Source organism: Spirosoma aerophilum, from assembly GCF_054782495.1.
Window position 1 is genome coordinate 1,490,149 of record NZ_BAAGSJ010000013.1, and the last position, 13,866, is coordinate 1,504,014.

Sequence of the window (13,866 nt, forward strand, 5' to 3'; positions counted from 1 at the left end):
TTAGCCAACGTTAATTCAACAAACGGCTTCCTATGCGAAACACCCTACTTGTTCTTTACTCCGTCCTATTAATCAACCCATTACTGGCTCAAAAGCCTAAGCTTGCTAAACCCGTTTCCACCTCCAGCCTGGAAGGAGCGGAGAACATCGACCCCTATTTCAAGCCCGTCAAATGGCGAAACATCGGCCCCTTCCGGGGTGGGCGCTCTGTAGCCGGGTCGGGCGTGACCAGCGATCCGCAATTGTATTATATGGGTACCGTTGGCGGGGGTATCTGGAAAACAGAAGACGCCGGTATGACCTGGAAAAACGTTTCCGATGGTCAGCTTAAAACATCCTCCGTGGGAGCCATCGGCATTTGCGAATCCGACCCGGCCGTTGTGTATGTGGGAATGGGCGAGCACGCCCCCCGTGGCGTTATGACCTCCTACGGGGATGGTGTCTACAAGTCGACGGATGCCGGTAAGACCTGGCAACACCTTGGCCTCGATCTCACCCGGCATATTGCCGCCGTTCGGGTGCACCCACAAAATCCTGATGTTGCGTTTGTGGCCGCACAGGGTGCCCTGCACGGTTCATCCCCTGATCGGGGTATCTATAAAACTACCGATGGTGGAAAATCCTGGAAGAAAGTGCTGTTTGTGGATGAGAACACCGGCTGCAACGACCTCAGCATGGATATGACCAATCCACGAATCCTCTACGCGTCCATGTGGGATTACCGACGGTTGCCCTGGCAGGTACAAAGCGGTGGCAAAGGCAGCGGCCTCTATAAATCAACCGACGCGGGTGAAACCTGGACGAAGCTCGAAAAAGGACTGCCGAAAGAATTGGGCAAAATGGGCATTTCGGTTTCCAAAGCCAACCCAAACCGGGTGTATGCCGTCATCGAATCAGATTCCAAAGCCGACAAAGGTGGTGTTTTTCTGTCCGAAGACGCCGGTAAAAGCTGGAATCGGGTGAGTAAAGACCACCGAACCATCCAGCGGGCCTGGTATTACATCGAAATCTTCGCCGACCCAATCGATGAAAATACAGTTTACATTCTGAACACATCCGTCCTGAAATCCATTGATGGCGGCAAAACGTTTTCAACCATTCCGGGTTCGCACGGCGACCACCACCACCTGTGGATTAACCCGAAGAACAACAAAAATCTGTTTTTGAGTAATGACGGGGGTAGTGCGGTTTCGTTTAACGGCGGCAAATCATGGTCGTCGGAGAACAACCAGCCGACGGCGCAATTCTACCGTGTGAATGCCGACAACCGCTTTCCGTATTATGTGTACGGTGGTCAGCAGGATAATACGTCGGTCATGATTGCCAGCCGAAGCACCAACGGCAGCGGAATCACGGATAAAGACTGGGAGGCATCGGCTGGTGGCGAAAGTGCATTCCTGGCCTTCAACCCCGATGATCCACGCCACGTCATGGGCGGCAGTTATCAGGGTACGATCGAAGTCCTTGACCAGCAAACGCACGAAGGCAAACCCATTATGGTCTCGCCTATTCAATACCAGGCATTACAGGCCAAAACCATGAAATACCGGTTTAACTGGAATGCGCCGATCATCTGGTCGAAACACGAACCAAATGCCTTTTACCATGCGGGTAACCGGCTATTTAAAACGACTGATCTTGGCAAAAGCTGGTCTATCGCTTCGCCCGATCTGACCCGGCACGACTCCACCAAACTTGGCTGGGGCGGTGCACCCTACACCAACGAAGGAGCCGGTGGCGAAAACTACGCGACCATCACCTACGTCCTCGAATCACCCTCTGAAAAAGGCGTTATCTGGACCGGCAGCGACGACGGATTGGTAAACATCACCCGCGATGGCGGCACTACCTGGACCAACGTGACGCCATCGGGATTGCCCGAAACACTCATCAACTCCATAGAGGTATCGCCCCACGATAAGGCAACCGCCTACATCGCCACCACCCGCTACAAATTCAACGATTTTGCTCCGGCCATTTACAAAACCACCGATTACGGCAAAACCTGGACAAAAATCGTTACGGGTATCCCCTACGGCGCGTTCACCCGAACCGTTCGCGAAGACCCCGAACGGAAAGGGCTGCTGTATGCCGGTACCGAAACCGGTGTTTATGTATCGTACAACGGCGGCACCAGCTGGCGGCCCATGCAGCTCAACCTTCCGGTTAGCCCCGTTACCGATCTGAAAGTGCATCAGGGCGATTTAATTGCCGCTACCGCCGGGCGTTCGTTCTGGATTCTGGACGACCTGGGCCCCATCCGGCAGATTAACGAGAAAGCCAGCAAAGACAGTCTGCTCGTTTACAAACCCGAAGATGCCTACCGCGTGTCGGGAGGAAGCTCACTCGACAAAGTTGTTGAGGACGACGACGATGAAGACGCGGGCAGCAGCCCCGGCCGAAATGGCTTTGCGGGTACTAACCCCTCAACCGGCGTCGTGATCTACTACCAGCTACCCGCTAAAGTCGACACCAGCGCCACGATGACGATGGAAATCCTCACCGATCAGGGAGCACCTGTCCGGAAGTTGAGCAGCAAGAAAGACAAGAAGTTTGTAGCCTTTCCTGGTGGTCCCTCGCCCGAGCCAACCCTGACGGTGAAACCCGGCCTGAACCGGTTTGTCTGGGATATGCGCGCCGAAACATTACCCGCCATCGAGAAGGTATTTATCGAAGGTAATTACAAAGGGCGCAAACTTCCCCCCGGCGGTTATCAGGCAAAAATCAAGTTTGGCAAGCAGGAGAAAACGGTATCGTTCAAAATACTGCCCGACCCTCGACTGAACACAACGCCCGCCGATTTTGAGCAACAGCAGAAAACGTTGATTGGTATTGAAGACGGCGTGAAGGAAATTCACCTCGGCGTGAATCGGATGCGCAAAGCCCAGAAACAAATCAACGACCTGATCGACCTGATCGACGACAAACCCAATCTGAAAGCCGTGGCCGATTCAGGCCGGGCATTGGCAAAGAAGATCAAGCTATGGGAGGAAAAAGTCATCCAGCCAAAGTCACAGTCGAACGACGACGTAATCAACTTTGAAAATAAACTCAGTGCTGATTATATCTTCCTGAAAGGCGAACTGGATGTGAACACGCCTTACGTTACAGCCGGACAGAAAGAGCGTTTGTCGGAGCTAAACGCCATCTGGCAGCCGCTGAAAACAGACATGAATATGCTGATCCAGAATGATATTGTTCGGTTTAACAACCAGTGTAAACAGGCTCAGCTTGAGAAAGTGACGGTGCCCGATGTTGCCGCATCGACACCAAAACAGTAATTACTGAACCGTCATTTTATGCAAAAAGGAGCTGCACAGCTCCTTTTTGCATTATTCGTAAGTTGGGCCGACCCAGACGGTCTGCACAATAGTTAAGGAAACTTGGGAAACTTGCTGAAATCGGGCTTGCGCTTTTCCAGGAAAGCATCTTTTCCTTCTTTGGCTTCTTCGGATAGGTAATACAGCAAGGTGGCATCTCCTGCCAGTTGCTGAATACCCGCTTGTCCGTCCAGTTCAGCATTGAACGACGCTTTTAACATACGCAGGGCCAAGGGACTTTTTTCCAACATCTTCCGGCACCAGGCAATAGTTGTTTCTTCAAGTTGGTCGAGCGGCACAACTTTGTTGACCAGACCCATATCCAGCGCTTCCTGAGCATCATACTGATCGCAAAGGAACCAGATTTCACGGGCCTTTTTCTGTCCCACTACCCGTGCCAGATATGATGCGCCGAATCCGCCGTCGAATGAACCAACCTTAGGACCTGTTTGGCCGAAACGTGCATTTTCAGCTGCGATACTCAGATCACACACCACGTGCAGAACGTGTCCGCCACCAATGGCATAACCGGCCACCATGGCTACAACGGGTTTCGGTATACGTCGAATCTGCATCTGTAAATCCAGAACATTCAAACGCGGCACTTTATCCTGGCCCACATAGCCGCCATGTCCACGAACCGATTGATCTCCTCCTGAGCAAAAGGCCTCTCCGCCTTCGCCCGTCAGGATGATCACCCCTACCCGCTCGTCCTGACGCGCCAACTCCATAGCTTCCGACATTTCGGTGACGGTGAGGGGCGTAAACGCATTGCGTTTGTGCGGCCGGTTGATGCTGATCTTAGCGATGCCTTCGTAGTAGCTGAATAGGATTTCCTGGTATTCTTTGATTGTTTCCCAGGGGTAGTTGCTTTGCATAAGTGAAAGAGTGAAAGTGCTAAAGAGTGCAAGAGTGAACAGGCTGGTGAGCAATCCTAAAAAGGTCTTTCTCCCCTTATTCTCTCATTCACTCATTCGTCCATTGAAAATTCGGTTTCGTGATACTGCACATCCCACGTATGGTCGGCCATCATCCGGACGGTGGCGAGGCAACGTTCAAATGGAAATTTACGGCCCCACTCCGTCGGGCCAACCATAGACAGGAGGTCAGTACCGTTTTTGCGCTGGTAAAAATAATAAGTATGCCCAACCACCGGTTCAAAGCTCATCTGAGCCGAATAAATGCGCTCCGATATCTCAACCCGGTTTCGAATGGCGGTTGCCTGCTCGGCCAGGAGCTGCATCTGTTTATACAACTGGCTCAATTGCATATCCGTCTGTTCACGCATGGCCGACACTGCCCGACCCGTAATCTTCCCTTTGTCCTCGGGACGAATAACGGCACCACCGGCGGTGTGTGCATACGCCAGCAAGCCGGGCGATTCGGCTACTTTGTCCGGTGAGATCGGATTAATAAATACTTTTGCTTCTTCCATAGTTGTTGATTGGGTAACTGCCCGGCAAACGTCTTTGTTTGCTGTCGTCGGATGACAAAAAATAACGCATATTTACACCTTAAATGGGCCCACGCCACAAAAGTACGCTAAAACCAGTATGGAAACCACTGTTCATCCAATTGACCCCACGATCATAGATCGCCATGATTTTTTCCGACTTGTGGGAACCAGTATTGGTGCGATCCTATTGTCGCGGTGCCTGGCAGGCTGCTCTGGAGACAGCAACATGGACCCAACCCCTGAAACCGCCCAGAAGGTTGATTTCACCCTACGGTTAGACGATACCGCCAATGCGAATCTGCTGGTGAAGGGAGGCTATGTGATTACCAATAAAGTGATCATTGCCCAGACAAAAGACGGCGTGTATGTAGCCGTTTCCGCCAACTGCACGCATGCCAATACGATTTTAACCTTCAAATTGACCGAGAATCAATTCTATTGTCCGCTTCACCTTTCCCGCTTCGACACAACCGGGAAAGTCGTCACCGGTCCGGCTACGTTACCCCTTCTGCAGTATATTGTTGAGCCCAATCTGAACAACCGCACATTGCGGGTGCATAATTAATTGGTGTATGTTTATTGACCCTGCTCACCCAGACTCCTGGCCCGAGCCCCGAACGACTTATGAGGCCGATGCCCTAACGTTTCTTCGAAACTGGCTGAGCGGTCAACAAACGTTCACCTTGCATACTTCCGGGTCTACAGGAACGCCCAAACCTATTCAGCTAACCCGTGCGCAAATGAGTGCCAGCGCCCACCTTACCGGGCAGACACTGGGTTTACAGGCAGGCGACAAAGCACTTGTCTGTTTGAACATCCGGTATGTAGCGGGAATCATGATGCTCGTTCGGGGGTTGGAACTACGATTACCCATGACAATTATTGAGCCGTCCGGCAATCCACTGGCAAGCGTTGATGACGCCCGTGACTCGTTTTCTTTTACGGCTCTCGTCCCTCTTCAACTGCAAACCATTCTGGCACAACACGTCGACAAATTACCCCTGCTGAATACCATGAAAGCCATTCTGGTGGGAGGAGCGGCTACGAGCCCGGCACTCGAAAAAGCAATCCAGCAGATCAGCGCACCCGTTTTTGCCACTTACGGGATGACAGAGACGGTGTCGCATATTGCCCTCCGAAGGCTAAATGGTCCCGAGGCCAGCGACTTGTTTACTGCCCTGCCGGGCGTCGAGCTTGGTATCGACGAACGGGGATGCCTTCACATAACTTCAGCGGCTACTAATTTTGAACGGATTCAGACGAATGATGTCGTTCAGCTTGTTGATAACCCAACTGGCAAACAAGCTGGCTTTCGCTTACTGGGCCGGGCCGACCGCATCATCAACAGCGGGGGCGTCAAGATACAGCCTGAACCGATTGAGTTGATCATCCAGACCACACTCGCAAAGGAGGATGCCTACGCTGAACAGCCGGCACCTCGACTTTTCGTAACGGGTTTACCCGATGAGCGTCTTGGGCATCGACTGGCATTAATTATTGAGAAGCAATCACTGACTGACCGGCTGTGGCAACGCATTCAGGACGCTGTCCGCGAAGCGTTGGGGCCCTATGCCGTTCCGAAAGAGGTGCTGGTTGCTACACAATTTATAGAAACGAATACCGGTAAGGTTGACCAGAAGGCGACAGTGGCGCAAATACACTAACTTTACAGCCTTGTTAACTGACGTTTTATGTCCTTCAAAAGTCTTCAGATTCGCTACCAGACGGCCCGTTCGCTCCCTGCGCCCTATTCTTACTTTTATACCCTGAGCATACAGACTGTGGCTGCCAATGCCCTGCAGATAGATCTTGCCATTACGTATCCTGACCGCGACGACATTGACGACGACGAACTGATTGCGGAGGGTTACACCCGGGATGACGACTACGCCTGGTCGGGTCGGCTGCCCAAAGCGTGGTGGGAAGCCATTGGTAACCTGGTTCGAAAAACACGGTGGCAGCCCATCAATGAGGACGAACTGGGAGAAGACGACGATTTCTGGGATATTACCCTGGAAACCGAAAGCGGAAATAAAGCCAGCGGACAACCCGCCAAACCCGACGACTGGCAATATTTAATGCAGGAACTGATTCAGGCTACCTACGAAGCCATGGGTCGTGAACGGCCATTCGACCTGATCTACCTGGATCTCAATGGACAGCCAAACGAGCTTGAACTCCGATTGACGGCCTCTTTTGTTGAACGCTCGGTTAAGATCGTCAGAGTCGAAAATCGGCGTGAGCAGAGTAAGACACTCCCCTGGTCGACCTTGCAACACGTGATGAGCCAAGTGTATAATTACGATTACGACCCGGACGACGCCGAGCTAAAACGCCCGAAACGTGACGGGCAATGGTTGAACCTGGGAACAGACGAGTGGTATGACATCAGTACCTACCGTGCCGTTAGCAAGATGTTTCGGGAGTTGTAGCGGCTGGCGTAGGTATTCAGGAAATTAGAACGACGGTTCAGGGGTTTTGCCCTCGGCACCACACCTCGGCCGAAACCATACCCCCTACCCGGCTCTGGCGATCCATTGACCGCAAACCTGACTTGTTGAGGCACTGCTGCCAATCGACAAGTTTTCTGGCCTCAATGCCTGCTGTTAGCCGAAAAAATCGAATCATAAACCAAAGGAGCGCTTTCTGCCATGCACTCGGTGGGTTCACGAAGTCCGTTACGCTCCAAAGGCCGGTTGGGTTGAGGGTAGTCAATAAGGAGGGAATGAACTGGTCAAGCAAGGTTGATTCCGAAAAAAGATCCAGCACAAAGGGCGTCATGATCACGTCAAACTGCTCGCCCGGCCGTAGCCTGTGTTCATCTCCAACCCTGAAGTCGACCGAACCCGGCACCATTTTCTTGAGGATTCGCTGACTGGCCCTGGCCACCATTTGAGCCGACGTTTCGAGGTAAACGACCTGTCCTGGCTGGCAATGCCGCAAAACCTGCTCTAATAACCAGCCGGTTCCTCCGCCAACGATAAGTACCGAGGCTCCGACTGGTATTCGGTTCAGATAGGCTATTTGCGCCCGCTTGAGTTGGTGTCCGAAAACGACGAACGCAAGGCCATCATATAGGGGCGCAATCCAGTTGAAGTTTCCGCCGGGAGGTGGTTTAACGCCCATATACTTTGTATTTAGTCGGCCGTTTGCTCACCAAAGGACAGAAAATCCTTGTACATGGCACACTCCCGAATCATTTCTTTATTAAAAAGCCCGCGTCGGTGGTTTTTATAGAAATCAACATAGGCACTTGCATAACTGGCTTTTCGAAGTGCCCGCATATTCAGGACAAACGTTGAATCTTCTTCATAGATGTACCCATTGCGAACCTGCTCAATGGACTGCCGCACCGAAAAGGCATGAGCTTCACAACGGGCCGCCATGTAGGCCGACCGGTCAGCAATAGCGGGGGTTTGGGCCAGTTTCGCCGATTTGTCAAAATACGACCGGGCCCGAGTAGTTGTGTAATAATCGGTATTCATCACCAGATCGATGCGTTTCTGTTTATCAACCGGGTTCGATGGCATGTCATAAACCGGTGGTTCACCCGCACTCCAGTATGACTTTGTCACGAGCCAGGCGTTGCCGTACCAGCTCATGTTCCAGGCCCCACAGCCCAGTTGATAGTATAACTCAGCGGCTTTATCGCCAGTGGCTGTGCTCACTTGTTTCTCCAGATCGGCCATGCGTTGAGCAAACTGAGCGGGTGTGTATGGGTTAACCCTCGATTCTGCCGCAAAATTTAGATTACCATTTTCCGAACTTGTTTTATCCCTTGCGACCAAACGAGGCATTTTAATCGAAAATGGGTTTGTCTGGAAATACACCGTAAAGGGTTCACTCTGCCAGCGTTTGGGATTTACTTTGGCAAATGCTTCGGCAGCCTTTGCATACTGATGCTCCATCATCAGGCGACGCCCGAGCAACAGATACAGGTCTTCATTCTTCACGGCGGCCAACTGTATTAATCGCTTGTCGAAGGCAGTTAAGGTGGGCTGCGTGACGTAGGCAATCGTTTGCTGAATCGTCGCCGACGTAACGGTGTCTTCAATCATTTCCGGGTTGGCGGTGCTGGCGAAGTACGTACCTGCGCCGGGCTGGGTGGTCAGCACCGTCATCAAATACGATTTGGCTAAACCAACTCCATCCGTTGGCTCCGTTTTCGACCGGCTGCAGCCCGAAAGCCATCCCCCACCTTTGGGCTGAGTTTTGTGTTGGTATAGATCGGCAAACTGTTTGCAGACGGTCGTAAAAGCGTTGTTGAGCCTGAAATTTCCGGTACTGTCGAAGGCTTCCAGATATTCAATTAATCGTGTTTCCGTTTCGGGGGTGATGGCTTCCGTTTCAGCCGCCAGCAACAGCATCCGCTGAACGGCGATCTGTTTTTTCAATTCGGTGTTGGTAGTTGCTGCCTTGTCTGCCAGGTCCAGATGAAGCTGAGCATCTTTGTAGTCATGGCCGATATAGTCCAGATAAGCCGTGGCGGTATACCAGAATGCAGGGTCGTTCATCGACTTATTTTCTGCTGACTCCAGGGCGAATGACCGCAGTTGGTCAAAATAAGAGGGGGCTTCACTTTTCCTGTTGACGAACCCAGTTGTATCGGGCGTTTCGCTCAAATTGGACTGGAGGTACTCAGCATCGGTCATGAAGAAGTAATATTCATTCCGATTGATCTCCCGGGCCATGATCAGTTCGATCAATGGATTTGCTGGTGTCAGCCGGACAATTTCGCGGAGCATCTCAAGGGCACTTTTGCCACCCAATGGAATACCCGGCTGAATGGCACAAAGCGCATACACGGCAGCCCGCTCACGGTCTGTTGTAGCATAATCGAGGGCTTTTTCCCGGAACTGAATCCCGTATTTACGCAAACTCGTTTCAGCCGCTTTCCGGCGCGACGGGCATCGGTCAAACACCTGCGCAAATTCATAAATAGCCAGTGCCGTATCGCCCAGTGCCAGGGTTGCCCCCGCCCGACGGCACAAGGCCCAGTCACTTACGAAGGTTTTAGACGCTAAGGGCTTTACCAACTGATCGTAAAGTTGCTGCGCCTGTTCAAAATTGCCCTGCTCGCTGGCAAGCTTGACCGCCTGAAAGCCGTACCGCTCTTTCAAAAACAAATCACTGGTCGCCTTATACCCGTTTTGGGCATCGGCCAGCAAGCCGGGCAGTTGGGCGCTGTCGGCCTGGGTGGCGTTTGGGTCCCACGGATTCCCTTGTCCGTTGTCGGCAAGCCAGGCAAAATTCAGGTACTTGATGGCGGCTGGTTTCCGGGCAGTCAGTGCCAGATTCAGCAAGCGAACGGCTCTGGGCTGTTCATCATAAACTGCCCGGCTAACCAGCGTGTCGGAGAGGTTACCTCCGGTATAGGCTGCCCATGCAGTTATGTTTTCGTCGACAACCGGAGCCGGATTTTCCGCATAATCATCGTATCCGTCAGCTTCATTATACAACTGAGGGGTAAAGAAATATCGGCTGTCGCCCGGTTGGTTAGTTCCCGCTTCCGGCATAAAAAAACTCATGAACTCATTGGGGTCGAACGAAGGGCCGCAGGCAAATCCAATAAGAATGGCAAGGAATAAGGCAGGTTTACGGACGCGGTCGGTCGCCCAGAAGTGTTTGAAGCGTTTCACGGGGATAGGCAGAAAGTACAGTTGAATCGAGGTGGTAAACGGCAAATGTAAGTTGTGGATTGTGAATCTGGCGCAGCAGCCTTTCTTTTTCCTGCAACAACGTCTGAGCCGTAACCGCTTCGGCCCGAAACAAGTCTCCCCGTCGAATAGCCAGCCCCCAGGCAATGGTGTCGCGCATGGACACAAACCGCATACTATCCGCTTGCGCAGCCAAAAAACTACTGGATTTTAACGCCTTACGATCCAGCGAGTTGATGAATGTCAGAAATCGATTGCTTCGATAAACGACCGTCCAGCGAAACAGGGGCAGCACCACATCGAGTGCTAACGGATAGGTCGATACGAACGAGAGATACTGATTGGCGACGTCAGAATCATAAATCGAATTCCGGGTATCGACCCGCTTCCAGTCGGCCACATTATAGAGCATCAGCATCCCTCTCGCTACGGGCGGAACCCCCGTTTGATCGGTATATTTAATTTGGTGCAGCCGGATCGTTGCCGATAGCGGGCAATCAAGCTGTTTGGCCAGCAGCGTGAGCAGTCGAAAATAGCGGTCACGAGTACGGGGGCTCCAGTCGCAATCGAATTGAACTTCACGCAACACAATCCCATTTTGTTGACTAATCCGTTTGATTGCCCCTGTGACATGGGTGGCCAGCTCCGATAAGCCAGCCGGAGTCATGTTCAGCAGCGTTCGGTTGGTGATAAAAACAACTGGAACAACATCCCCAACGGGCTTTTTTCGAAAGGTCACCAACGCCTTTGGGCCGGGGCGCCGGGCACGATTATCCCAGTCAACATCAAAAAAATGAATATACAGCTTCTGGATTTTGAGACCTTTCAGCTGTTCAAGTTCTGAATGACCGGGGTCAAACGTCGATTTCCAATGATAGAAAGCGGGCGTTATCTGGTGAGGCCCCTCCCCCGTTTGAGTACCACTTGTATCACGCTCTGTTGAGTGGCAGCCTGCGATCAGCGCACAATACAAGAGCAAACAACCCGACCAAACACGGGCAATTGCCTTCCGTGTCTGATCGGGTTGTTGGACTATTGTTAGGTTATTCATGGAAGGGGCCATTCAACCTATCCGGTGATAAGGATCTTAAGCGGCAACCTTCATACTCACGGTTTTCTGACTCTCTCCTTTTACGATTACGTCCTTGCCCAGCAAGGTGATCGTTACGGGCTGTCCGGAGAAATTTTGCACCGTTACGTCCTGCTGGGTGGTCGTTACCTGCAACAAGGCACCCCTGAAACGAATTTTAAACGCCAGCGACTGCCAGTTATCAGGGCAGTAGGGGTTAAGAACAACCCGCTCGTTTTCAATACGAAGTCCGCCAAACCCTTTCACCACGGCCAGCCAGGTACCCGCCATACTGGTAATATGGCAACCATCTTCGGTATCGTTGTTATAATCGTCGAGGTCGAGCCGTGCCGTGCGGAGATACATCTCGTACGCTTTTTCTTTCAAGCCCAGCTTCGACGCCTGAATGGAGTGAACGCAGGGAGAAAGTGACGATTCGTGCACCGTCATCGGCTCATAAAAGTCGAAGTTTCGTTTGAGCGTATCCGTATCGAACTCGTCTTCAAAGAAGTACAGGCCTTGCAACACGTCGGCCTGTTTAATGAAGCAGGACCTTAGAATCCGGTCCCACGACCAGTTCTGGTTAATGGGTCGCTGTCCTTTCGGAATATCCGAAACCGGCATCAGGTCTTTGTCCAGAAAACCTTCCTGTTGCAGGAAAACGCCCAGTTCGGCATCAGCGGGGAGGTACATTTTCTCCACAATCTGCCGCGCCGTTGCCAATTCCTTCTCTTCGCGGAAGTGAATCCGGTCAATCAGGTCGGCGTACTTTTCGGCATCCAGTGCCTTCACTTTGGCCACCGCTTCGATGGTGTAGCGGAGTGTCCAGGCAGCAATGTAATTGGTATACCAGTTGTTGTTGACGTTGTTTTCGTACTCGTTGGGTCCTGTAACGCCCAGCATCACATACTGTTCTTTCGCCTTGGACCAGTTCACACGCTGGCTCCAGAATCGGCTGATGGCAACAAGCACTTCCAGCCCGTACTCGACCAGGTACTGCTCATCGCCCGTATACCGAACATAATCGTAAATGGCGTAGGCGATGGCTCCGTTGCGGTGGATTTCCTCGAAGGTGATCTCCCATTCGTTATGGCACTCTTCGCCGTTCATGGTCACCATTGGATACAGCGCGGCCCCGGCCCGAAAACCAAGTTTCTGCGCATTCTCAATGGCTTTTCCGAGTTGCTTGTAACGGTAAACCAGCAGATTTTTTGCTACTTTCTGATCGGCGGTGGCGAGGTAAAAAGGCAGGCAATAAGCTTCCGTATCCCAATAGGTCGACCCGCCGTATTTCTCGCCGGTAAACCCTTTCGGGCCAATGTTCAACCGCTCGTCTTCGCCGGTATAGGTCTGATTCAACTGGAAAATATTAAACCGGATACCCTGCTGAGCCGCCACATCTCCATCAATAATGATGTCGTTGGTTTTCCACTTGTCGGCCCATGCCTGTTTTTGCTCGAACAGCATTTTTTCGTAACCCTTCCGGGTAATACGCTGGATGTATTGATGCGCATCCTTCATGATGGTATCCGAGTCGTAGTTGAGCGACGACAGGTTGACGGCGTACTTGTAGATGACCGTTTCCTGTCCTTTCCGGCAATCGAGCGTGATCCGGTTGGCCACATACTTCTCATACTTGAGCGGCTGCGACTGGTAGTCTACTTTCGCCCCATCCTGCTCAATCTCGACGCACATGCCCGAGGCAACGTGGAAGCCCGTTTTGCGGGTACGAAGTTCAATGTACGCTTCGCCATAGCCCGTTTCTTTCCGAACCTCATCCCAAAACGTCTCGTCGTAGTTAGCATCCCGATTCCGAATGTCGCCATTTATATACGGGGTAATCGTGATCTTATCATCAAAATTCAGCGGTTTGATCGAATACCGAATGGCACCAGCCTCATCGTCGACAATAGAGCAAAACCGTTTGGCGTTCACCTGTATTTCCTTGCCGCTCTTGAGCACAGCTACGAACGAACGTTCGAGGTATCCCTCCTGCATGTTCAACACCCGACGAAAATCGCGAACCTCGCAATGATTTAAGTCGAGTGATTCGTAGTCAATATCTATATCGATACCAATCCAGTTGGCAGCATTCAATACTTTGGCAAAATATTCCGGATAGCCATTTTTCCACCAGCCGACCCGTGTTTTATCGGGATAATAGACCCCGGCAATGTAGTTACCCTGAAGACTTTTACCGGTAAATTTCTCCTCGAAATTACCCCGCTGACCAAGTCGGCCATTGCCGAGCGACATCACACTTTCGGTAATTTCGTTATAGTCCCTAAAAAAGCCTTCCTCAACGATGTTCCAGGGGTCCTGAGTTATATAATTTTTCATTCAACAAATAATTGTAGACTAATC

Annotated in this window: 10 protein-coding genes; 4 read left to right on the forward strand and 6 right to left on the reverse strand. The window is 51.8% G+C overall.

The features are described 5' to 3' along the window. Positions 1-32: 32 nt before the first annotated feature. A complete protein-coding gene (locus ACYVK4_RS17550; protein WP_461128823.1) occupies positions 33-3,281 on the forward strand; it encodes a WD40/YVTN/BNR-like repeat-containing protein in 3,249 nt (1,082 codons plus the stop codon). A gap of 92 nt (positions 3,282-3,373) precedes the next feature. Here the strand turns inward: ACYVK4_RS17550 and menB are convergent, their stop codons facing one another. Together menB and ACYVK4_RS17560 are read right to left on the reverse strand one after the other, a co-directional pair. Next, a complete protein-coding gene (gene menB / locus ACYVK4_RS17555; RefSeq protein ID WP_461128824.1) occupies positions 3,374-4,198 on the reverse strand; it encodes a 1,4-dihydroxy-2-naphthoyl-CoA synthase in 825 nt (274 codons plus the stop codon). 92 nt (positions 4,199-4,290) lie between these two features. Beyond that, entirely contained in the window at positions 4,291-4,755 is a 465-nt protein-coding gene (locus tag ACYVK4_RS17560) for a DUF2452 domain-containing protein (protein ID WP_461128825.1), read from the reverse strand. 118 nt (positions 4,756-4,873) lie between these two features. On the opposite strand from ACYVK4_RS17560, the gene ACYVK4_RS17565 reads away from it, so the two are divergent. From ACYVK4_RS17565 to ACYVK4_RS17575, 3 genes are read left to right on the forward strand one after another with little or no spacing between them, the layout of a single operon-like run. After that, complete coding sequence (locus tag ACYVK4_RS17565; protein ID WP_461128826.1) at positions 4,874-5,341, forward strand: QcrA and Rieske domain-containing protein; 468 nt, start codon at positions 4,874-4,876, stop codon at positions 5,339-5,341. Between the two features lie 7 nt (positions 5,342-5,348). After that, positions 5,349-6,440, forward strand: coding sequence for an AMP-binding protein (locus ACYVK4_RS17570; RefSeq protein WP_461128827.1), 1,092 nt, complete (start codon positions 5,349-5,351; stop codon positions 6,438-6,440). Between the two features lie 27 nt (positions 6,441-6,467). After that, entirely contained in the window at positions 6,468-7,208 is a 741-nt protein-coding gene (locus tag ACYVK4_RS17575) for a hypothetical protein (protein ID WP_461128828.1), read from the forward strand. Between the two features lie 37 nt (positions 7,209-7,245). On the opposite strand, the gene ACYVK4_RS17580 is transcribed toward ACYVK4_RS17575, so the two are convergent. The 4 genes from ACYVK4_RS17580 to ACYVK4_RS17595 are packed head-to-tail and all read right to left on the reverse strand — an operon-like array spanning position 7,246 to position 13,842. Then, positions 7,246-7,902, reverse strand: coding sequence for a class I SAM-dependent methyltransferase (locus tag ACYVK4_RS17580; RefSeq protein ID WP_461128829.1), 657 nt, complete (start codon positions 7,900-7,902; stop codon positions 7,246-7,248). Positions 7,903-7,913: 11 nt separating this feature from the next. Then, positions 7,914-10,415, reverse strand: coding sequence for a hypothetical protein (locus tag ACYVK4_RS17585; RefSeq protein WP_461128830.1), 2,502 nt, complete (start codon positions 10,413-10,415; stop codon positions 7,914-7,916). Further along, a complete protein-coding gene (locus ACYVK4_RS17590) occupies positions 10,372-11,484 on the reverse strand; it encodes a hypothetical protein (protein WP_461128831.1) in 1,113 nt (370 codons plus the stop codon). Before ACYVK4_RS17590 ends, ACYVK4_RS17585 begins: the two co-directional genes overlap by 44 nt. Positions 11,485-11,520: 36 nt before the next feature. Next, positions 11,521-13,842 carry a glycoside hydrolase family 65 protein gene (locus ACYVK4_RS17595; protein WP_461128832.1) on the reverse strand — a complete coding sequence of 774 codons (2,322 nt, stop codon included), beginning with the start codon at positions 13,840-13,842 and terminating at the stop codon, positions 11,521-11,523. Positions 13,843-13,866: the final 24 nt, after the last annotated feature.

What these genes read in the sequence shown, in the direction of transcription:
- ACYVK4_RS17550 (WP_461128823.1), top strand. Translation starts at nt 33, where the DNA reads ATGCGAAACACCCTACTTGTTCTTTACTCCGTCCTATTAATCAACCCA.
- menB (WP_461128824.1), bottom strand. Translation starts at nt 4,198, where the DNA reads ATGCAAAGCAACTACCCCTGGGAAACAATCAAAGAATACCAGGAAATC.
- ACYVK4_RS17560 (WP_461128825.1), bottom strand. Translation starts at nt 4,755, where the DNA reads ATGGAAGAAGCAAAAGTATTTATTAATCCGATCTCACCGGACAAAGTA.
- ACYVK4_RS17565 (WP_461128826.1), top strand. Translation starts at nt 4,874, where the DNA reads ATGGAAACCACTGTTCATCCAATTGACCCCACGATCATAGATCGCCAT.
- ACYVK4_RS17570 (WP_461128827.1), top strand. Translation starts at nt 5,349, where the DNA reads ATGTTTATTGACCCTGCTCACCCAGACTCCTGGCCCGAGCCCCGAACG.
- ACYVK4_RS17575 (WP_461128828.1), top strand. Translation starts at nt 6,468, where the DNA reads ATGTCCTTCAAAAGTCTTCAGATTCGCTACCAGACGGCCCGTTCGCTC.
- ACYVK4_RS17580 (WP_461128829.1), bottom strand. Translation starts at nt 7,902, where the DNA reads ATGGGCGTTAAACCACCTCCCGGCGGAAACTTCAACTGGATTGCGCCC.
- ACYVK4_RS17590 (WP_461128831.1), bottom strand. Translation starts at nt 11,484, where the DNA reads ATGAATAACCTAACAATAGTCCAACAACCCGATCAGACACGGAAGGCA.
- ACYVK4_RS17595 (WP_461128832.1), bottom strand. Translation starts at nt 13,842, where the DNA reads ATGAAAAATTATATAACTCAGGACCCCTGGAACATCGTTGAGGAAGGC.